14 protein-coding genes and 2 pseudogenes are annotated in these 20,757 nt (G+C 59.5%); 8 read left to right on the top strand and 8 right to left on the bottom strand.

From position 1 onward, the window contains the following. The first annotated feature begins 147 nt into the window (after positions 1–147). Positions 148–2,211 carry a carboxy terminal-processing peptidase gene (locus tag NG895_RS27425; protein ID WP_252855763.1) on the top strand — a complete coding sequence of 688 codons (2,064 nt, stop codon included), beginning with the start codon at positions 148–150 and terminating at the stop codon, positions 2,209–2,211. A 267-nt stretch (positions 2,212–2,478) separates the two neighbouring features. Here NG895_RS27425 and NG895_RS27420 read toward each other — a convergent pair whose 3' ends face one another. Together NG895_RS27420 and NG895_RS27415 are read right to left on the bottom strand one after the other, a co-directional pair. Continuing rightward, positions 2,479–3,150, bottom strand: a complete 672-nt coding sequence (locus NG895_RS27420; RefSeq protein WP_252855762.1) for a PEP-CTERM sorting domain-containing protein — start codon at positions 3,148–3,150, stop codon at positions 2,479–2,481. A gap of 315 nt (positions 3,151–3,465) precedes the next feature. Beyond that, on the bottom strand, positions 3,466–4,272 hold the full coding sequence (locus NG895_RS27415; protein ID WP_425267265.1) for an MBL fold metallo-hydrolase: 807 nt from the start codon (positions 4,270–4,272) through the stop codon (positions 3,466–3,468). A 260-nt stretch (positions 4,273–4,532) separates the two neighbouring features. Here NG895_RS27415 and NG895_RS31000 point away from each other — a divergent pair. The 6 genes and pseudogenes from NG895_RS31000 to NG895_RS30705 form a co-directional block, all read left to right on the top strand. Beyond that, positions 4,533–5,756 (top strand): annotated as a pseudogene (locus NG895_RS31000) (preprotein translocase subunit SecA); the annotation flags it as partial. Then, positions 5,730–6,578 (top strand): annotated as a pseudogene (locus NG895_RS30995) (preprotein translocase subunit SecA); the annotation flags it as partial. The pseudogenes NG895_RS31000 and NG895_RS30995, both read left to right, overlap by 27 nt. Continuing rightward, positions 6,561–8,219, top strand: a complete 1,659-nt coding sequence (locus tag NG895_RS30990) for an SEC-C metal-binding domain-containing protein (protein ID WP_425267271.1) — start codon at positions 6,561–6,563, stop codon at positions 8,217–8,219. The pseudogene NG895_RS30995 and the gene NG895_RS30990, both read left to right, overlap by 18 nt. Before the next feature lie 206 nt (positions 8,220–8,425). Continuing rightward, the gene (locus tag NG895_RS27405) at positions 8,426–8,725 is read left to right on the top strand and encodes a hypothetical protein (RefSeq protein ID WP_252855759.1); all 300 of its coding nucleotides are present in this window, start codon (positions 8,426–8,428) and stop codon (positions 8,723–8,725) included. A 51-nt stretch (positions 8,726–8,776) separates the two neighbouring features. Further along, on the top strand, positions 8,777–10,120 hold the full coding sequence (locus NG895_RS27400; RefSeq protein ID WP_252855758.1) for a 3-deoxy-D-manno-octulosonic acid transferase: 1,344 nt from the start codon (positions 8,777–8,779) through the stop codon (positions 10,118–10,120). A gap of 138 nt (positions 10,121–10,258) precedes the next feature. Further along, entirely contained in the window at positions 10,259–11,284 is a 1,026-nt protein-coding gene (locus tag NG895_RS30705; RefSeq protein WP_252855757.1) for a leucine-rich repeat domain-containing protein, read from the top strand. Positions 11,285–11,411: 127 nt separating this feature from the next. Here the strand turns inward: NG895_RS30705 and NG895_RS27390 are convergent, their stop codons facing one another. Both NG895_RS27390 and NG895_RS27385 read right to left on the bottom strand, forming a co-directional pair. After that, a complete protein-coding gene (locus NG895_RS27390) occupies positions 11,412–11,885 on the bottom strand; it encodes a hypothetical protein (protein ID WP_252855756.1) in 474 nt (157 codons plus the stop codon). Positions 11,886–12,008: 123 nt separating this feature from the next. Next, positions 12,009–12,242 carry a hypothetical protein gene (locus tag NG895_RS27385; protein WP_252855755.1) on the bottom strand — a complete coding sequence of 78 codons (234 nt, stop codon included), beginning with the start codon at positions 12,240–12,242 and terminating at the stop codon, positions 12,009–12,011. A 558-nt stretch (positions 12,243–12,800) separates the two neighbouring features. Between NG895_RS27385 and NG895_RS27380 the strand changes: the two genes are divergently transcribed. After that, positions 12,801–15,056, top strand: a complete 2,256-nt coding sequence (locus NG895_RS27380; RefSeq protein ID WP_252855754.1) for a glutamine synthetase III family protein — start codon at positions 12,801–12,803, stop codon at positions 15,054–15,056. Positions 15,057–15,569: 513 nt separating this feature from the next. Here NG895_RS27380 and NG895_RS27375 read toward each other — a convergent pair. The 4 genes from NG895_RS27375 to NG895_RS27360 form a co-directional block, all read right to left on the bottom strand. Next, the gene (locus NG895_RS27375) at positions 15,570–16,709 is read right to left on the bottom strand and encodes an aspartyl protease family protein (RefSeq protein ID WP_252855753.1); all 1,140 of its coding nucleotides are present in this window, start codon (positions 16,707–16,709) and stop codon (positions 15,570–15,572) included. 345 nt (positions 16,710–17,054) lie between these two features. Then, complete coding sequence (locus NG895_RS27370; protein ID WP_252855752.1) at positions 17,055–18,323, bottom strand: erythromycin esterase family protein; 1,269 nt, start codon at positions 18,321–18,323, stop codon at positions 17,055–17,057. Between the two features lie 104 nt (positions 18,324–18,427). Further along, the gene (locus NG895_RS27365; RefSeq protein ID WP_252855751.1) at positions 18,428–19,378 is read right to left on the bottom strand and encodes an MJ0042-type zinc finger domain-containing protein; all 951 of its coding nucleotides are present in this window, start codon (positions 19,376–19,378) and stop codon (positions 18,428–18,430) included. 303 nt (positions 19,379–19,681) lie between these two features. Further along, complete coding sequence (locus tag NG895_RS27360; RefSeq protein WP_252855750.1) at positions 19,682–20,551, bottom strand: class I SAM-dependent methyltransferase; 870 nt, start codon at positions 20,549–20,551, stop codon at positions 19,682–19,684. Positions 20,552–20,757: the final 206 nt, after the last annotated feature.

Genomic DNA, 20,757 nt, shown 5'->3' with positions numbered 1-20,757 from the left:
ACCTGCGGACACGTATGCTAGTCTTCAAGACTGGCAAACGGTTGTGACGATCGTGGTAGTTTTGGACCGATAAAACGCCTACCGAACCCTGCCGCCTGCCCTTCGGCCACCTCGGCCGCTTTTTCTATTTGTGAAGGAAGTCTCGCCATGCAGCACGCTACCGCCGTTCGACCAGGCCTCACCCGTTGTTTGACCCTTGGTCTGGCTGCCCTCGTCGTGTCGGCTCCGGCCTTTGCCCGGCCTACGGAACAATCGGCCGAGGATCGACAAATCGCCCTGGCGGTTTCCCTGCTGATGGAAAAGCAGCACATCTCGCAGAAACACATTGACGATCAAGCATCGGAGCGTTGTCTCGATTCGATGCTCAAGTCGCTCGATCCGCTGAAGCTGTTTTTCTATCAGTCGGATGTGGAAGAGTTCAATCGTCACAACCACGAGCTCGACGATCAGGTCCGCGGCGGCAATATCCGCACGGCATACAACATCTTCAATCGCTTCCTTGAGCGTGTCGACGAGCGGATCGATCTGGCACTGGAGCAAGTCGACGCCGAGCACGACTTCACGCTGAAGGAAGAGATGGTTCGCGACGCCGACGCGGCACAATACGCTAAGACACCCGAAGAAGCCCAGGAGAAGTGGCGCCGTCGCGTGAAATACGAGATGCTGACCTTCTTGGCCGACGACATGGATCCTTCGGAGGCCCGCGATAAGTTGCGTCGCCGTTACACCAGCATCCGCAAGCGTTGGGAACAGACCAGCAACGACGAACTGCTGGAGATGTACCTGACCGCGATGACCACCGGATTCGACCCGCACTCCACCTACATGTCGCCCAGCACGCTGGACAACTTCGAAATCCAGATGCGACTCAAGCTCGACGGCATCGGCGCCTCGCTTCGCAGCGAAGATGGCTACACCAAGGTGCATCAGATTATCGCCGGCGGTGCTGCCGATCAGGATGGTCGCTTGAAAGAGGGCGACGAGATTATCGGTGTCGGGCAAGGCTCGGACGGCCAGATCGAGGACATCGTCGACATGAAGCTGAACGACGTCGTGAACAAGATTCGCGGCAAGCGTGGCAGTGTCGTGCGATTGGAAGTCCGCCCGGTCGACAATCCCAAGGACCTGCAGGTGTACGAGCTGGTCCGGCAGGAAATCAAGCTCACCGAAAGCGAAGCTCGTAGCGAAATCGTCGAATGGGGCACCAAGCCCAATGGCGAGCCCTACCGAGTGGGCGTGATTGCCCTGCCCAGCTTCTACATGGACATGGACGCTGCCCGGGCGGGTGATCCCAACTACAAGAGCACCACGCGAGACGTTCGCCGACTGCTCAAGGACTTCAACGCCAAGGGCGTGGACGCCGTGATGGTCGACCTCCGCTTCAATGGTGGTGGTTCGTTGACCGAAGCGGTGAACATGACTGGCCTGTTCATCGACAAAGGCCCTGTGGTGCAGGTGAAGGGTCCCGATGGACGCGCCCAGCCGTTCATCGATCCGGAAGCCGGCATGGTCTGGTCGGGTCCGTTGGTGGTGCTGACGAACAAGTTCAGCGCTTCGGCCAGCGAGATCTTCGCCGGCGCCATGCAAGACTACAATCGTGGCCTGATCGTCGGCGACGATTCCACCCACGGCAAAGGCACCGTGCAGCAACTGTACGACGTTGCCCAACTGCTGTTCCGCCTCAACAAGCAAAAGAACATGGGAGCGATGAAGCTCACCATCCAGCAGTTCTACCGTCCCGACGGCGCCAGCACCCAGAACAAGGGCGTGGTTTCCGACGTCGTGATTCCTTCGCTCACGTCGCACCTGGACGTCGGTGAGTCGGACCTCGACTACGCCCTGGCGTTCGACAAGATTGGCGGCCTGAGCCACGATGAGTACCAGATGGTCGACTCGAACATCGTCAGCCAGCTCCGCGATTCGTCCAAGGCCCGCATCGACAAGAGCGAGGACTTCGCCAAGGACATCAAGCGGATTAACAAGTTCGAAGAACAGAAGGACCGCAAGACGGTCACCCTGAACAAGGAAGAGTTCCTGGCCGAACGCGAAGAGCTGGACGCCGACAAGGAACAGGAAGACGCCTTCGAGGAAGCGGTCAGCAACGACCGCCCCGTGTTCGACAAGGAAGACCACTACAATCAGGAAGCCCTGTCGATCATGGTCGACTACCTGATGCTGCTGAAGAACAACCGTGTGGCAATCGCCCGCTGAGAAGTGATTTCCACACTGTGAAACTCAAAGCCGCCCTGCGAATTCGCAGGGCGGCTTTTTTTGTGGGGGGTATCTTCGATGCAACGGCGCGAAAGTTGAGCAGTCTCTGCAGCACTGGCTGCCTGCATCAAACGTCGTGATCCGCAACAAAAACGCCCCCAAGTGGGTCCGACGATTTCGGACACGCCTGGGGGCGATGATAAAGTCGTGTTATCTCGCAGCACGGTGGATAGCTTGTCGCTCTCCGCCACGTGCATCTCTTGGCGATTATCGGCGGCGGAAGCCCAAAGCCAGCAGGCCACAAGAAGCCAACAAGACAAACGTCGTCGGTTCGGGAACTACCTGAGCGACGGAGACGCTGTTGATTTGCCAGTTCGGCGTAAACTCGCCGCGCGAAAATTCGTCGTTCGCCATCAAGAATTCAATAGCAACCGTGTCGCCAGTGGCGAGCGAGCCGAGGCTGGCCACGCTTGTGATGGGAGCAGGATACCCCGGCGAATTGCCGCCGAAACCTTCACCACCATTGAGGTCGTGGTTTCCGATCAGGCCCGACGCGGTGTAGCCATTCGCGGAAAACGCAGTGCCAGGCACCTGAGCAAACGGAGCACCGTTGATGCTCGCGAATACTGCGCCGCCATCCCACAAATCACCTTCAATGCTGTAGAAGTGTTCGAAAGACACTTCGTATTCACCGCTGCCGGTGATGTCAATTGTGGGACTCGTCAATCGAGTGTGAGACGGCGCGCCGTTGTTATCGGTGCCGTCGGTGAACCAAGCCTCGTTTTCCGAGCTAAAGGTCCAGGGCCCAGTGGGGCCACCATCATCGGTGACCGTATAGCCACCATCGGACATGGAAAAGTCCTCGTCATAAGCAGCCACAGCGACGGTAAACTGGGCGCAAAGGGCGGCAACACATGTTGCCTTCAGGATGGTCTTCATCACTAGTTCATCTCCTTACTATACGGACACACAAACACCTGGTTGCCAAAATCACACGTAAGAGCGCAGAACAAGCCAGTTGAGCCTCCCCAGCTGCAACTCCCCCCTGAAGATCCCCGAACGCTAGCATTACAGCCGACGTGGATTGAAGGGTCAAGAAGATTCCTGCTTAAAAAAGAATTAAGTGGCGTCGACCTTACAAGCACGGCGCTTGAGCTAACCTGCAATCCACTTGAAATCAGCCCGGTTACGCTCGATTACGGGCGGGGGGCCGTGCTGCAATTGAGGTTGCGGCTACTCTGGAATCTAGCTGTGTTATGATAGGGGAATCCGCAACCCATCGTAGGCCAGCTCCATTCCAGCTGGCAGCGTCGCGTTGGTAGCCTCGTACTCAAGCTCGTGGGCCACGTGCGTGAAGTAGGTCTGCCTGGCCCCCAGTTCGGTGGCGACTTCAACGGCCTGGTCGATGGTGAAATGCGTCTTGCTGGGGGTCTTGCGCAAGGCGTCCAGGATCAAGACGTCGAGTCCCTGTAGCAGCTCCATGCTCGCGGGCGGAATGCGGTTCACATCAGTGCAATAGGCGATGTTGCCGAAGCGGAGCCCCAACACCTCGAATGCCTGGCCGTGATGCAGGCGAAGTGGGGTGACCTTGGTTCCCAGCACTTCCACTGGCTCGAGGCCGATGCGATGGAACTCGAGTTGCGGCACCAGGCTGGGGCTCTCATCCTTCGAGAAAGCGTAGTCGAACGACTGGCGGATCCGCCGTTCGACCAGTTCCTCACAATATAGAGGCACTGGGCCGTTGAGGTAAAACTGCATGAGCCGCAGGTCGTCGAGCCCGAACACATGGTCGGCGTGCTCGTGCGTGTAGATCACCGAGTGCACCAGGCCGATCTTTTCCCGCAGCAGTTGCATCCGCAGATCGGGCGATGTGTCCACCAGCAGGTTTCCCTCGGGCAAGCCCAAGATGGCGCTGGCTCTCAATCGTTGGTTGCGAGGATTCTTCGAAGTGCAGACTTCGCAGCCGCATCCGATGGCCGGTACACCCACGCTGGTGCCGGTGCCCAGCAGAATCATCTCGCCGCGGATGTCGGTAGTGGCAATGGACTTAGGCACTGGCATATAGTTGCAGGCGAACCGCAGGGAACTGGCAGTTGGGAGTTGCCAGCATGCCCCTCCAAAGGCGCGGTTGACCGACTTTTCGGGTGGCTGTAAACTTTTGTGCTGTAGTATCTTACGGCGACAACCTCTGGTTTGCCAGGGCGAACGCCCAGCGGCCAGCTGATCCGCGGCATCATTATTGCCTCTGATATCTGGCTTGCCGACGGGGCACCCTGCCCTGCCATTTTGACATTCTATCACGATTGCTGCGGTTGACGGCCATGGAACTGTTGGAACGTATCTGGGAATTCCTCGCGGGTATTGCGAACGCGGTGCTCGGCAATTTCGAGCGAGCCATCACGTCTCTGTTCGGCTCGGCCAATGCCCGCTATTTGCGGCGGTTGCAACCCAAGGCGGATGCAATCAACGCTCTGGAGTCGCGCTATGAGGGCATGACCGACGAGGAGTTGGCCGCACAGACGGTGAAGTTCCGCGAGCGTCTGGAGGCGGGCGAAACGCTCGACGACCTGTTGGTCGAAGCCTTCGCAGTGTGCCGCGAATCGGGTAAACGCTTCCTGGGCATGCGTCACTACGACGTGCAGCTGTTGGGTGGCATGATCCTGCACGAAGGCAACATTGCCGAAATGGTTACCGGTGAAGGTAAGACGTTGGTGGCCACGCTGCCCGCCTACCTGAATGCCTTGGCCGGCAGCGTGCACGTGATCACGGTGAACGACTACCTGGCCCGCCGCGATATGGAATGGATGGGCCCGATTTTCACCAACCTGGGCCTGAAAGTCGGCGCCATTTACTCGGGCATGGAACCCAGCGAACGACAAGAGTCGTACGCCTGCGACATCACGTACGGTACCAACAACGAGTTCGGCTTCGATTACCTCCGCGACAACATGCGGATGGCCGCCCGCGGCGACGATCGCTTCGACAAGCGCGACCAGCAAGCCCAAGGCCCGCTGAACTTTGCCATCATCGACGAAGTCGACAACATCCTGATCGACGAGGCGCGGACCCCGCTGATTATCTCGGGCCCGGCCGAGGACGACATCACCAAGTACCAGCGGGCCGACAAGGTGGCGCGAGGCCTCAAGAAGGACGTTCACTTCGAGGTCAAAGAGAAGGAACACAACGTCAGCCTGACCGACGAAGGCGTGCGTGAGGCGGAGAAACTGGCCGGCGTCGATAGCTTCTACACTGCCGGCAACATGCAGTGGCCACACCTGATCGACAACTCGCTGAAGGCCCACTATCTGTACAAGCTCGACGTTAATTACGTGATCCAAGAGGACCGCATTGTTATCGTCGACGAGTTCACCGGCCGCTTGATGGAAGGCCGCCAATGGAGCGATGGTTTGCATCAGGCAGTCGAGGCCAAAGAAGGCGTCGAAATCAAGAAAGAGAACCAGACGCTCGCCACGATCACGCTGCAGAACTTCTTTAAGCTGTACAACAAGCTGGCCGGTATGACCGGTACCGCGCTGACTGAAGCTGGCGAGTTCTGGAAAATCTACCAGCTGGACGTCATCGGCGTGCCGACCAACAAACCGCTGCAGCGGATTGGCCATCCCGACGTGATCTATCGTACGGAGAAGGAAAAGTACGAAGCGATCGCCGAGGAAATTGAAGGCTTGATCAAGTTCGACCAGATCCAGTTGAAGTCGGGCGAGATCATCCGCGGCGAGATCCTGGAAGAGAAGGACCACGTGGTGGTCTTCCAGGCCGAAGACTCCAAGAAGCAGGAGAAAATCCCGGTCGACAAGATCGCCGAGATCCAGAAGCACGGCCGTCCGATCCTGGTGGGTACCGTTTCGATCGAGAAGAGCGAACGGCTCAGCAATCTGCTCAACGGACGCGGCATCAAGCACGAGGTGCTCAACGCCAAGCAGCACAAACGCGAGGCGGAGATCGTCGCCCAGGCCGGCCGCAAAGGGGCCGTGACTATCGCTACGAACATGGCCGGTCGTGGTACCGACATCATCCTCGGCGGCAATCCCGAGAACATGGCCTGGGCCGAGTTGCAGCAGACATACGACAGCCGCCTGGACGTGCCCAAAGAGGAGTGGAAGCGTCTGACCGACGAGTTCGATCAGAAGTTTGGCATGCGGGAACAGGGCAAGGAGATTCGTCAACTCGGCGGCCTGCATATCGTCGGCACCGAGCGCCACGAAGCCCGCCGTATCGACCTGCAGCTTCGCGGTCGTTGCGGTCGTCAGGGCGATCCCGGTTCGAGCCGCTTCTACCTGTCGCTCGAAGACGATCTGATGCGGATCTTCGCCGGCGAGTGGGTGAAGAACATGCTCACCCGGCTCGGCATGCAGGAAGGCGAAGCCATCGAAAGCAAGATGGTCAGCCGTCGCATCGAGGGTGCTCAAAAGAAACGCGAAGAGTACAACTTCGAGATTCGTAAGAATCTGCTCGAGTACGACGAGGTAATGGACGAGCAACGAAAGCGCGTCTACAGCTTCCGCCAACAGATCCTCGACGGAGTGAACTGCCGCGACCTGATCACCGACATGATCCGCGAGCAGATCGACCACCACCTGGGGATCGTGCTCGCCCCCAACTACGGCGTCGACTCGTTCGCCGCCGTGGCTTCGAACCTGCTGGGCGTGCAACTCGAAGCCCGCGACTTCCGCAACCAGTCGTACGAGGAAGCCCAGCGCAATGCCCGCGACGAAGCCCAACGACTGGCCGAATCGCAAGTGCTCGAGGCCATCGAGGAAAACCTGCCCGTCGACGAGCCGGACGATTGGAACTGGAACGCCCTGGCCAAGTGGGTCAATGCTCGCTGGGGCTACAACTTCAACGATCGCGAACTGAAGAAGCTGGGCATCGACAACGTTGCCGAGCACTTGATCGACAGGGCGCACGAGGCCATCGACAAGATCGACCTTTCCAGTTGCGAGCGGTACCTGGAACCCGACTACTCGGTACAAACCGCGTGTGCATGGTTGCGAGACAAGTTCGGCGTCGACGTGGCCGTCGACGAAGTGAAGGACAAGTCGTCCTCGGAGATCATCGACATCGCCCACGAGCGGGTTCAGCATGCCTACGATGTCCGCGAGTCGGAGTATCCAGTGCTGGCAGGTCTATACCAGTTCATGGGCCCCGCCGCGGGTGCGGCTGGACTAGGCCGCGAAGATCTCGTGGCCTGGGCCAAGCGTCGTTTCGACGCCCAGCTGACGCTGGACGATTTGAAGAACAAGCAGCGCGACGAGATCCAGAAAGTGCTGGTGGCCTGCAGCCAGCAGTCAGCCGCTAAGGCCAACGAAGTGGCCGAGGAGGCCCGCCACCGCGTAGAGAACCTGTTCGCCGGACACGACGGCGGCAACAGCACTCTGGGCCAGGTGACCGGCAGCAATGGGAAACTGGACGACCTGGCCGAGTGGCTGAAGTCGGCCTGCGATTCGGATCTTACCAGCGCCGAACTCGCCAAGCTCGACTTGGACGAAGCCTTGCGCCGCGTCTCCCGCGAAGTAGAAGACAAGTTCCGGCCCGAGATGCGGAAGATGGAGCGGATGCTGCTGCTGCAGATTCTGGACACCGCCTGGAAGGAACACCTGCTGGCGATGGACCACTTGCGGTCGAGTGTTGGCCTGCGTGGCTACGCTCAAGTCGACCCCAAGGTGGAATACAAGCGGGAAGGCATGCGGATGTTCGAGCAGATGTGGGACTCGACGGGAGCCTACGTCACGGACCTGGTATTCAAGATGGAACAGCTCGACGAGCGGTTCGTCAAAAGCACCTGGACCGAGACGCGCGCCATCCACGACGAGGCACCGCAATCGGAAATCGGCCAACAACAACAGGCCGCCATCGAGGCTTCCGGCGGCACCGAGCGAAAGCTCGACCCGATTCGCAATCGCAGCGAACGCGTGGGCCGCAACGCCCCCTGCCCCTGCGGGAGCGGAAAAAAGTTCAAGCAGTGTTGCATGCGAAATTCAGATCGGTAAATTAGTTGTTGTTGGGTCGCGGGGCACCGACCTTACTTAGGCGGCGAACAGGCGATTGTTCACCATAAGTAGGGAGAAGTCCCATGCGTTTGGGTTTTACCAGGCCCGCTCTATGTGCCGGTGCACTAGCAGTGCTGGCAGGATGTTCCAGTTCCAACACCTCTGCACCTCACGGTTCGTCCGAAACGGTAGCGGTTCCCGCGCGTGTGAATAGACGCCCCCGGATCAAGCAAGCCGAGTTGGACCTTGCCAACCCTCTGGGCCTCGACGACGACGCAACGATGTTGCGTTCGACGCCCGATTACTCGATAACTCCCACTGGTGAGTCCAATCTGCCGGGCAGCGATGGGCTGACCATAGGTGGCGGAGTCGACAGCCACACGATGTTGGGTGAATCGGACCACCTGTTGCCGAGCGACGACCCCAATGTGGACGATATCGAGGTCGATATCACCACAGACGTGGTGCCAACCAGCCTGGGCTCGGAGTCGATCAACCAGTACTAACGGCCATCGCCGCAATGCGACATGGCGAGCAAGCAGGGAAAGGAATCCCACTTGAGGCGGCTCGAAAGCTATCTGCTGAACACGCTGTACGCAGTGGTCGCAATCCTCTGCACCCCGCTGCTGTTGTGGGCGGCCGCCACCAAGGGCAAGTACCGCGAAGGTTGGATGGCCAAGTTGCTCGGCCAAGTTCCGCAGTGCGATGCCTCGCGGCCCCGGGCATGGATTCATGCCGTGAGCGTGGGCGAGGTCAACCTGCTGGCCACCACGATCGGCGAACTGGCCAACCGACGCCCCGACTTGGAAGTGGTGATCAGCACCACCACCAAGACTGGCTTCGACCTGGCCAACCGCAAGTACGGCGCCGACCACACGGTGTTCTACTGCCCACTCGACTTCAGTTGGGCGGTCCGCCGGGCGATGCGACGCGTGAATCCCACGCTGCTGGTGCTGGCCGAACTCGAACTCTGGCCCAACCTGATCGCCGCCGCCCAACAGCACGGCGCCCAGGTTGCCATCATTAACGGCCGCTTGAGCGACAACAGCTATCGAGGCTACAGTCGCATCGGCTGGCTCGTCGGTCGAGTGCTCCGCCAAGTCGACTTGATTGCCGCCCAGGACGGCACCACCGCCGACCGCTTTCGCCAACTTCGCAACCGAGCGAAGGCCGAGCATCAATCGGACGCAGTGGTCGTGACCGGTTCGCTTAAATACGACGGCGCGTCAACCGATCGCACGAACTCGCGCACCACGGCGCTCCGCGAACTGTTCGGCCTTACCGATCAGGATATCGTGTGGCTCGTCGGCAGTACGCAGGCGCCCGAAGAACAGCTCGCTACGGAAATTTTCAGCAGGCTGCATGATCGGTACCCTGAACTCAAGCTGGTTGTCGTTCCCCGCCATCCCGAGCGTTTCGACGAAGTTGCTGCAGTGCTCGATGCCTCAGGCCTTGATTGGCAACGCCGCAGCGAGCGGTCCGAACCATCAGCACATCGTTCCCCCTCCCCTGCCCTGCTGGTCGACACGGTCGGCGAGCTTGGCGCGTGGTGGGGCACGGCCGACATTGGTTTCGTCGGTGGCAGCTTCGGCGATCGGGGCGGGCAGAACATGATCGAACCGGCCGCGTACGGCGTGGCCACCTGCTTTGGCCCCAACACCTGGAACTTTCGCGACATTGTGGCCGCGCTACTCGCCGCGGACGCGGCCCAAGTGGTAGCCGACCGGGCGGAACTCGAGCGTTTCGTCGAGCGATGCCTCACGGACCGCCAGTTCGCCCATGATCTCGGCGCCCGAGCCCAGGCGTTTGTCACCACCCAACTTGGCGCCACGAGTCGGACGGTCGATCTGCTGGAGAGGCTGCTGCCGACCGCCGCCGATCAGACTCAAGCCGCCGCGTAGCGACTGACATCATGTAGCCATCGTCGCCAGACGGTGGAGCATGACATGGAAGCGAAATGCGCGAGTTGCAGCTATAATCACATTGGCAACTGCTTCCCACTCGGAGACCTGCCGCAGTGTTTGGCGAGGAGTCTTGTTGTGTCTCGCGGTAAAATCATTCTGCTCGTAAGTTTGCTGGCGATCGTCCTGGCGGTTCCTCTGGGAGCCATCTGGCTTGTTCGCAATGCCCTCGCGAGTGTTCGGGACTGCTATGCGCAGGAGCGCGTAGCGGAGATGCTTATCGAGCACATGGAGCGGAACCACGGTGCGTGGCCCCAGAACTGGGACGACTTGACCGAGGCCCACGAGATTTGCGAGGGTCGATCGGGGCCGGCGTGGGCCAATTTCGAAGAACTCCAAGAGCTGTGCGTCATTGATTTCGACGCGGTGCCCAGCGCGTTGGTCAAAGCGAAGCCGGCAAGCGAAGAGCAGCCCCCCTTCGAGGTGATTCGTCTGGCTAGTGGCAAGCAGCGTTACTGGGCGGGAAGTGAACCCAACCACGTGATCTACGACTACCTGCAAGCCGCCGCCAAGCGGCCGCCCGACTACCAATACCCCGAGCGGCCCGCTAAGTCGGAGCAACACGCCAGACAAGCACTGCTGCAACACGGCGCCCGCTGGACGATCGACGACGCGGGACATGTGGTGTACCTGCACATGGGGTCGCCGCCGGGCGCGCCGCAGTTCACGGACGAAGACCTGCTGCTGGCTGGCGATTTCTCCGAACTACGGGAGTTGATCGTGGACGACTCCAACATCACCGACCAAGGGCTCAAGTCCCTTGGCAAGCTGAACAAGCTCGAGACGCTTTACCTATCGGGAACCCAGATTACCGACGAGGGACTACGCAACCTCGCCGGACTGGAAAAGCTGGAGTCACTCACGCTGGCCTACACCTCCATTACCGACGCGGGCTTGATTCACCTGCTCGACCTGCCCTCGCTCAAGACGCTGAACTTAAACTTCACGGAGATTTCCGATCGTGGCGTCGAGCATCTTTGTCGTATCACTTCGCTCGAAGACATCATGGTGGGAGACACCAACATCACCCCGGACGGAGCACGCCAACTGGAAGAGGCATTTCCCAACGCGCAGATTTACCACAGGGCGAAGCGGTCGAAGTGATCGCCGTCGTCGCACGTAGGGTGGGTGAACTCGCTGGCGCGGAACCCGGGCGCTGGGCCTATTGAGAAGGCCGTGCAGGAGAATGAATCCGAGGAGTGAGTGCAAATGCAACGTGCAACGATTGCGGTCAGTCCGAACTCGATCCAATGAACACATATGCGTCTGGCCCATGCTCTACCAGAAACGCGAAGTCCCAAAACACGGGATAGAACGGATGTCCCTCGGTTAGCCAAAATGAGTATACGTCGCCCCCGAGTGCCAGGTTGCGCAATCGTTGGACAAGAGAGGCGACAATCTCTACACCTTGCTTCGAGTTCGCGAACCCTGGACTCGGATGGGAACCTGCGTCGCCATCGTAATTCACACAGGCCGTTAACTCCTCGATGAGTTCATCCGTGCTAGAGACGGTGCATCCGCCAAGCTTGGATTGCTTGGACACGGCCGACTTAATTATCTCGTCAATCGGTTCGCCGGCCATGTCTGGTGCCGCCCAGAGTTGCATCTGCGCGGTATAGTTCAGGCTTCGACCGTTTAGATGGCTGCAAAGTCGTCCAAGCTCTTGGTTGATTTCAGAAACCGCGAGGTCGCTCGAACTGGCCATGTGGGCACTTAATTCCCCTCTCACGCACGATCTTCCGAAGCAGCAACTTCTCTCTTCAAGAAAGATCGGAGCCCGTTCGCTGCGACTTGTCGAGTGAGAGCCGCGCGGCCCCCCGGGTGGGCCTTAGCCCAACGCCTGCAAGGAGTGCCGAGCCAGCTTGGCGCCATCGATCAGGTAAGTGATACCCGTTTGGGCATCGTGCAGTCCGCACATGCCGGTCGAGGGGTCGTCGGCCCGTACGAGCCGGGTGAATCCCAGCAGCAGGCTGCAGTATTCGTCGGGTCCAACGACACGACAATTGGCCTCGTCCGCCTGCAAACGGCGGCGGCTACGCCCGGTAGTTTCAGTGGAGACCACCCTCACTGTCCTCCTATTGAGCGGATGCTCGAGTTCCTTCCCCGCATCGTCACCTTGCGGAGCAACAATCCTCGGGGGTCCGCCACGCCCTCGGCTGTGGAACCATTACGCTATCCGAATTTAATCCCGCGTCCAGCCCCGCCCCGGAGGGTCCATTGCTACTTCGGGGAAAATCTCGGTGAACCGAACGATTGGCGGTTCCTTACGGCTTTCGGGGGGCAGGAAAAGCAGATAACCTGAGGCAGTTATCCGGGTGCAGCCAGTCCGCCTAGCAACAGTGCATCGGTTGCTACGATTTCGGGCAAGGCCCCCAGCCGCTGTCTCAAAACAAGCCCGTTCGGAAAGTCGCGGCTGCAAAAAACCCCGGTAATTTGAGTCCACGACAGCTAACCCAGGTAGCCTGGCGGATCGCAGGCACGCAAGTTGCTACCACTGTTTAGATTCGCCGCACGGATCGTGGCATCGGCAGGCTCGGACGCCTTCGCTCGCAACCAACCTTCTCAGCAAAGGTCGTTGCGATTCTCAATTCCTTCTGATGCGTAAAGGGTGTGTGTGCGTATGGGTACTGCAATTCGCGACGACGGGAGCAAAAACGGAAGCTTCACGTCGGCCGTAGGCGGAGTTTCGAAAGGGGCATTCAGCTCGCCCCGTCTGGCCGCCATCTCGGCCGTTACCAACTACAAGCCAAGCTCGGCTCCGATGAACTTTCTGGAAGAGCCGACCAGCGAACTGTTCAACTGCAACGTCTTCTCGCCGTCGGTGATGAAGAAGCGGTTGCCGAAGCCCGTCTACAAGGCGTTGATGCGGACCATCGAGTCGGGCGAGAAGCTCGACGCCTCGGTGGCCGACATGGTTGCTTCGGCCATGAAAGACTGGGCCATCGAAAAGGGGGCAACTCACTACGCCCACGTTTTCTATCCTCTCACCGGCGCCACGGCCGAAAAGCACGATAGCTTCCTCTCGCCGGACGGCGAAGGTGGCGCGATCGCCGAATTCAGCGGCAAGCAGCTCATCCAGGGCGAGCCGGACGGTTCGAGCTTCCCCACCGGTGGCATCCGCGCTACGTTCGAAGCCCGCGGCTACACCATCTGGGACGTCACCAGCCCGGCCTACATTCTGGAGAACGCCAACGGCACGACGCTTTGCATTCCGACGGCCTTCGTGTCGTGGACCGGCGAAGCGCTCGACAAAAAGACTCCCGTGCTGCGTTCGATGCAGGCATTGAACACACAGGCTCAGCGGATCCTGAAGTTGTTCGGGCACACCGACGGCGCGCTGGTTTCGTCGACCGCCGGTCCCGAGCAAGAGTACTTCCTGCTGGATCGCAACTTCTACTACGCCCGCCCCGACCTGTTGAACGCCGGTCGCACGCTGTTCGGCGCCAAGCCGCCGAAGGGCCAGGAGTTCGACGACCACTATTTCGGCGCCATCCCCGACCGGGTGCTGGCCTTCATGCTGGAAGTGGAGCGCGAACTGTTCAAGCTGGGCATCCCGGTTAAGACTCGGCACAACGAAGTGGCCCCCGGCCAATTTGAAATCGCGCCGATGTTCGAATTCGCCAACCTGGCGACCGACCACCAGCAATTGACGATGACCACCCTCCGCAAGGTGGCCGAGAAGCACGGCATGGTTTGCCTGACCCACGAAAAGCCGTTCGCCGGCGTCAACGGTTCGGGTAAGCACGTCAACTGGTCGATGGGCAGCGCCTCGCATGGCAACCTGCTCGATCCGGGCGAGACTCCGCACGACAACGCCCAGTTCCTGTTGATCTGTGCCGCTGTGATTCGTGCCGTGCACAAGTACCAGGGTCTGCTGCGGGCCGTAGTGGCTTCGTCCAGCAACGACCACCGCTTGGGTGCCAACGAGGCCCCGCCCGCGATCATCTCGATCTTCCTGGGCGACCAGCTCACGGACGTGTTCGAGCAGATCAAGTCGGGTGGCGCAAACTCGTCGATCCCCGGCGGAACGCTAACGGTGGGCGTCGACGTCTTGCCGCCGCTGCCGAAGGATGCTGGCGACCGTAACCGCACCAGCCCGTTCGCCTTTACCGGCAACCGATTCGAGTTCCGTGCGGTTGGCTCCAACCAGTCGATCGCCGGCCCGTTGGTGGCGATGAACACGATCATCGCCGAATCGCTCGACTTCTGTGCCACGCGTCTGGAGGAAGCCACCGGTGGCGACCCCGAGAAGCTGCACGGCGAACTGCAGAAGCTGCTGACCGAGATCATGAACGAGCATGGCTCGATCGTGTTCAACGGCGATGGCTACAGCCAGGAATGGCACGACGAAGCCGCCAAGCGTGGTTTGCTGAACCTGAAGACCACCGTCGACGCCCTGCCGGTGCTCGAGGGCGACGACGTGAAGGAGCTATTCTCCAAGTACGGCGTGCTTTCGGAGCGTGAGCTGGAAAGCCGCCTGGAGATCTACCTCGAGCAGTACGTCTTGTCGATTGGCGTCGAAGCCAAGCTGACAGTCGAGGTGGCTCGCACCATGATCTTCCCGGCCGCGATTCGCTACCAGAACGATCTGGCGTCGACTTGCTCGAACCTCAAGATCCTGGGCTTCGAGTTCGACACCGACACGCTGGAAGTGATGACCAGCCTGGTCAAGTCGCTGCAGGACAGCATCTCGGAACTGGAGTCGGCCATCGCCGAACCTGCCTCGGACGAGCTGATGGCCGAGGCCAAGCACTGTTGCGAAACAGTGCTGCCGGCGATGAACAAGGTCCGGTCTTACGCCGACGCCCTGGAAGGTTACGTGGCCGACGACCTGTGGCCGCTGCCGACCTACCAGGAAATGCTCTTTATCAAGTAGCAAGTGGTATTAAGTAAGTAGGAGAGGGGAATCTCCGATTGAAGGGGGCGGCGACACCTACGGGTATCGCCGCCCCTTTTTTGTGCGCGGTGCGTGCGAGAGTTTCAAGCACATGGACCAGCCCTAGCCGGAGGCACACTTCCTCCGCGAGCTATGTCTCCTCGGGCTATGCCACTACGCAGAGAAGGTCTCGTCGGATAGCCACGAAGTGGCGCAATATGATAGCCCGGGCCAAGTGCAGCGAGGAACGAGCGAAACGCCGCCCTGGGTTCATAGGGAAATAAATACAGCGGTCGAGCAGCCGATTCTCCATTTGCCGGACCGAGACCGAGACCGCAGCGGGCCGCGGTTAGTCTTCTGAACAGGAGAAAACAGAGAGGACAGAGATTGCCAGACGCCACGTGGGAACTGTTGAGGCGAATCCGTTCCTCTCGGTTGGATGGAGTAGGCAGAGGGTGCACAAGGGTGTCACGACGAACGCAGTTTAATCATTGAGCGAGTGCTTGCAGTTATTCACTTGCCTCCGTCGGTGGGCAGAGAGATTGGCTTTCCCGCCCGACGTACTCTGATGACCAGCTCGCGGTCTGACCGAATCGCATTCTCGAAGGTCCATTCGACCTCTGCGATTGGTTTGCTTGACGTTGTCCGCCCACCCACTGCCAAGACCTCGTCTCCAGTCTCGATTCCAACACTGTCCGCCCAACCATTCGGTTCGACCTCATCGACAACAGTTGCATCTATTTTTCGTAAGAAGCGGACACCGAGTCTGATGTCATCCTCTGGTGAATCGTAATCGAAGCCTCTTGCTAGATGGATTCGTCCCCGAGCCACGTCGAAGGTGGCTTTATAGCGTCGAAGGTATTCTAGTCCAATTCGACTACTATCTGACTGGCTTCGCTCCACGGTCAGCTTATGGTGTGTATTGCCCGCGACTTTAATAGTCGAAAGCGTTCCTTCGGCTAGCAGAACTCCTTGGTTTAGAGTGGTTCGGTAAGTAGTTCCTAAAGGATTGATTTCTGAGCGACTAACAAGCTGGTCATAAAGACCTGAACGAAGTGAGATGGTACCTCGGAATCCGGTATCGATGGTGATTGGCTCGTCTGGCAAGCCTGTGAAATCGGCGTAAACGGCGGGCGAATGTTTCACGAAACCGGCCACTGGCACAGCTTCTCCCCAGTCGCTAGAAGGTGTCACTGACCCAGGCCAAATTCGCAGCTTTCGCTGGTCGAAGTCAACTTGAACGACATGTGTGGCAAAGAAAGGCATGCCGAGGATACCTTCAATCTCCTTGCCAATGGCTTGTCGAACGGGCTCTAAGTCGACGCAGACAACTGCCGCGTTTGGCGACAATTCCAGTTTTTCAACCTGACAAATAGGAGGGTGAAATAGCTCAGTCTCTGACTTGATGCCCTCAGAATCGACAGTCCGGGCCGTGCGGATTGGTGGTCCAAGATACGACTTCAAACGATGGTCGAAGACATGAACCTGACTTCCTGTGTCAAGAACAAACTGGTGCTCCTGACCTTCAATCGCGACAGCAGCATAAAGCAGGTCATGATAGTGCGGCAGGCGAAGCACAACCGGCTGGGGACGCGTCGGTTCGTCACCTTGGCACAGCGTTGTGGTCAGCAAACAACCGATAAGGGCGTTCACGGCAATGAATTGCCTAAATCTACGTAGTCTGGTGTCACACATACGCTTCATTGGTCTGAGAGGAGACTGTAAACCATCATAGAAGTTACTTGGAATCCCCAGGTTTGGCGAGATCGAAACTGGTGTCGTTTCGGACGGACTCTTGCAGAAGGACTTCTCGGAAGGATTTGCGGCTGGAACCACCTCAACCACATCGTCCGAAGCCTCTTTCAAAAGCCCCAAATTGCACTCAGTGCCAAGTGCACTACTAAGGCAATCTAGACTCACCGCAACGTTTCAAGATTTTCGAGATTCACGGACCGCGTGGCGGTCCGGCTATCGAAGCTTGTCTGAAAGGCTGGCTCGCTACTCAGCCGACTCCAGCACCGCCAGCATGTCGAAGTCCCTCAGGCTATTCTGCGTGAAGGGAAAGTAGCGTGGGTCGGCCGTTCGGGTGGTGAGCGCATCGACTTCGTCGGGTGGCAGCGCATTGCCGCGGTGGGTGGGGACGAACCGCGATAGACCGCCGGTGGTGAGCATCGCCTCGAGCGATCCTTCCTCCGCCGGGCCGAGATCGTAGGCCGACAGTTTGCCGACGCCCACGCCAATCACCGAGTAGCGGATGCCCAGTTGGCCGCGGACGTGCGCGCCGGCGGGCCACCACTCGAGGTGGTTCTCGCCCCACTGCCACTGGGCTTTGCCGAGCTGCAGATGGGTGTTGTGCCCAAACGCCAAGACGCGGCCGCCGCGGAGCTGCTCGCTGCTGGCGATGTACGCCAGGTTGTCGGCCATCATCACGTCGCGTTGGGCGAGCATGTCGACCATGCGATCTTCGCTCGGTGTGGCGACAATCAGGTGATAGGTCAGTAGCTGCTGCGCAAGACGCAGGTCCTCGACCCCGGCTTCGTAGGCCTCCAGGTCGCTGTGGATGATCAGCTCGCGTTTTCGCTTCCGCATCTCCGCGTGCAGCCTACGCACCTCGATCGCCAACTTCCTGGCCTCGGGCGAGCTGCCCACCGATTGGTTCGGATCCAAATTGGCCTGCTCGCTCTCCCACGCCGCATCGTCGCCCAACAGTTCGTTTACTCGCTGCCGGCGGGCGTCGACATCCAGATCGGAGGACGACTGCAAATAATCGAGCGCCGACTCGATCAGCACTCGCGGGCTATCCGAGTACATCATCTCGGTCGGCGCGTCGAACCCTTCGAATCGCAACATGCGATCGGTGTGCATAGCGGAGTAGTCGCGCATCCACTCGACTAACTCGCGATTGGCCTGGCTCGCCCCAAAGCCGTGCGTGACGCCCTCGCTCATCACTTCGTCGAGCGTGGCGGCACTGCGGTGCTGCACGTAGTCGTTCACCTGTCGGCCCCGCGGATAGCTGCTCTCGATGGCGATGGCCGTGAAGCCGTAGTGCTCGACAAGGTGCCGAAACACGGTATTGCGAAATGCGAGGAAGGCCTCGACCTGATGCGTTGGCTCTCCCAGCCCAAGCAACTGGACCGACGGCCCCAGGTACGCCATCACGCTGTCGATGGCCGTGGCGGTCGACGACGGATCGTCTAATGCAAAGGACGCCCCTTCGGATCGGATCCAAGATTCGAGACTGGGATGCATGGGAGGTGGTTCGGACATGTGAGGTATGATACCGAACTGGTCGCCTGTCGCGAGAGGGTGAGGTTGGGGGGTATCGCCGCCTTTATGTGGGGAGCCGGGGACACCGATAGCGGTGTCACCCGCTAGATGTCGTGCGTGTGCGACGGCACCCGGGCAACAGCTTGCTCGAACAGATCGTCGTGAAAGAACCTCAATCGGGCGGAACGGACCGGGCGGATGGAGCCGAACCGCAGTTCGATAGTCGCCGACATGTTCCACCACGTCAGGCACCGCGGGCTCTGCGTCTCAGCCACCGGTTTGCCATACTTCTTGATCAGCGTTTGCATGATCACGTGGAAGGATTGCGTCCGAAAGTACGCTTCGATCTGAAACAGCCTTCCATCCAGGAACTGGTAAAGCACTAGTTGTGTCGGCTCTTGGGCGATTGTCGGCGATGCGTTCTCGGCCGGCAGATCGACTCGCGCCGTCACCACACCTGCGGCCGCGTGCCATGGCTCGGCGTGTAACTCGTCGATGCTGCGGCCGGGCGATTCGTCCGAACACCAGGGCATCGTGCGTCCAAGGCTCGGAAGCTCGCGGTAGTACTTCTGTTTGAACTCGTCGAGCGTCATCCCCAGCCAGTCGCCCTTCAACTCGAACAGCTCCTGCTCCTTACCTCCTGCCGGCGTGGCGTTCTTCGCGAGCTGGTCGCGACGTACTTTTGCCGACAAGTGCTCAAGCATTCGGCCCACATGCTGCGACTCGAGGTCACCCGTTTTGATGCAGTACAGCAGGCGACGATAATCGATGTCCGAATCGAGCAGGTCTCCTTCCACGTCCACTTTGGGAGGAGTCGAGGTGCGCGGATCGCTGTACGCCAGCACGGCACTGATCTTGCGCCGCGCGAGCTCACCCAGCATCTGCTCGGGGGTCGCATTCTCGAGCGACAGGCTCACGGCCCGCAGCACGCTGCTGCTCATGCCGGGAATTTGGATCTTGGTGCCGCAACGTTTACACGTACCCCTGCGGCCAGCGAACGACTCATCTACCTTGAACGGCGTCTCGCATTCGGGGCACTGGAGATCAATCGACATAGCAGTGAAATAGAGAAGAACTACGCCCGTTAAAACGGCCCCTACTGGCGCGCCTCCTCCATTGTACCAGCCACAACGAGATGGAGAACACACTAAATCGCGGCGTTTCGCACCTATGGCCTGCCGTACCTGTAAAACCTCTAACGCAGTGGCAATCAGGACGAGAGCAGCCACTTGGCTGCCCGACCGCCGGTTTTGGGTCCCGATCCTCCGCGTTAGGCAATCTGTAGTGGTAAAAAGCAGAGAAAAATGAAGGGGGCGCGGCGCAGCTGGCAGCCAATGGCGGCGCCGGGGGGCAGTGGTTCATGCACTCCGCTGGAACAAGACGTAGCCGTTTTCTTTGATCGTCTTCTCTCGTAATTTCTTCGAAGCCAAGAATTTGGCGATGTAGATCAAGCTGACCGGGAAGACAAACGGGGCGCTACGGCCGATGCGCCGCGACTCATCGTGCATGAAAATGATCTCGCGGGTCTGCCAGCCGCGCTCCACGAAGAAGCCCAACCAGTCTTTCACGCCAAAACGCAGCGGGGCGTCGTTGAGCCTGAGTCTCTTGGTCAGCTTCTTTAGAGCCGTGCCCCGGCCGCCCTGGCGAAAGTCTTGAATCCAGCAATCGACGGCCGGCTCCGCGATCAATTCTCGAGAGAGCGCGCTTACCTGCTCGGGGCTGAGGTAGGGGATCACGCCCTCGGTAATCACTGCCACTCGTTTCGCCCCCGCAACAGCCTCCTTCAGCACCTTGCGCCGCGTCTGATCGTCTGACAAGTCGGCTTCGATTCTTTGCAGCCGGCAGACGGGGCGTTCGTTGGCCAGAACCTCGTTTTTGTACCGCACGATTTCCGGAAAGTCGACTTCGACCCATTGCAACGACTCGGGCAGGTCCATCCGGTAGGGTCGCGTATCGAGGCCAGCGCCGAGGTTCAACACCCTGTCGACGCCACTTCCAATCGCACTGTGAATCAAGCGATCGATGGCCGAGGTTCGGACCACCAGCACCCACTCCATCAACTTGCTGTACGGCATTGTGGCGGCGATGGCGGGGCCACGTTCCCCAACCAGCTTGGCAGCCAGTGGGTCGTTGAACACCGCATCTCCTCTTTCGGATTCCCGTGCCCGGTAAGTGGCGACCCACAGGGCCGTATCGGAAACATGTTGCACCATGCCAACTGAACTCATGATCGTCCGTGTCCTCTGTTCCGGGCTGTTTTCCTGCTTAGAAACTCCAATGTTGCTAGCTGCCCCGCCCGCTGCAAGACGAAGCACCCAACAAGGTGCGACAATGGGCCCTGGGGGTTCACCTGGCCGAGCAGGTGGGGCAACACGGTCGCCATCAGTCGGTCTTCTTATGGTCTTCACAAATCCTGATTAAAATGCACCTTTGG

Source organism: Aeoliella straminimaris (genome assembly GCF_024054565.1).
In the GTDB taxonomy this organism is placed as follows: Bacteria; Planctomycetota; Planctomycetia; order Pirellulales; family Lacipirellulaceae; genus Aeoliella; species Aeoliella straminimaris.
This window is presented reverse-complemented; position numbering and strand designations above follow the sequence as displayed.

Excerpts from the sequence above, each read along its gene's own strand:
- NG895_RS27425 (WP_252855763.1), top strand. The coding sequence starts at position 148 with ATGCAGCACGCTACCGCCGTTCGACCAGGCCTCACCCGTTGTTTGACC.
- NG895_RS27420 (WP_252855762.1), bottom strand. The coding sequence starts at position 3,150 with ATGAAGACCATCCTGAAGGCAACATGTGTTGCCGCCCTTTGCGCCCAG.
- NG895_RS27415 (WP_425267265.1), bottom strand. The coding sequence starts at position 4,272 with ATGCCAGTGCCTAAGTCCATTGCCACTACCGACATCCGCGGCGAGATG.
- NG895_RS30990 (WP_425267271.1), top strand. The coding sequence starts at position 6,561 with ATGCTCACCCGGCTCGGCATGCAGGAAGGCGAAGCCATCGAAAGCAAG.
- NG895_RS27390 (WP_252855756.1), bottom strand. The coding sequence starts at position 11,885 with ATGGCCAGTTCGAGCGACCTCGCGGTTTCTGAAATCAACCAAGAGCTT.
- NG895_RS27380 (WP_252855754.1), top strand. The coding sequence starts at position 12,801 with ATGGGTACTGCAATTCGCGACGACGGGAGCAAAAACGGAAGCTTCACG.
- NG895_RS27370 (WP_252855752.1), bottom strand. The coding sequence starts at position 18,323 with ATGTCCGAACCACCTCCCATGCATCCCAGTCTCGAATCTTGGATCCGA.
- NG895_RS27365 (WP_252855751.1), bottom strand. The coding sequence starts at position 19,378 with ATGTCGATTGATCTCCAGTGCCCCGAATGCGAGACGCCGTTCAAGGTA.
- NG895_RS27360 (WP_252855750.1), bottom strand. The coding sequence starts at position 20,551 with ATGAGTTCAGTTGGCATGGTGCAACATGTTTCCGATACGGCCCTGTGG.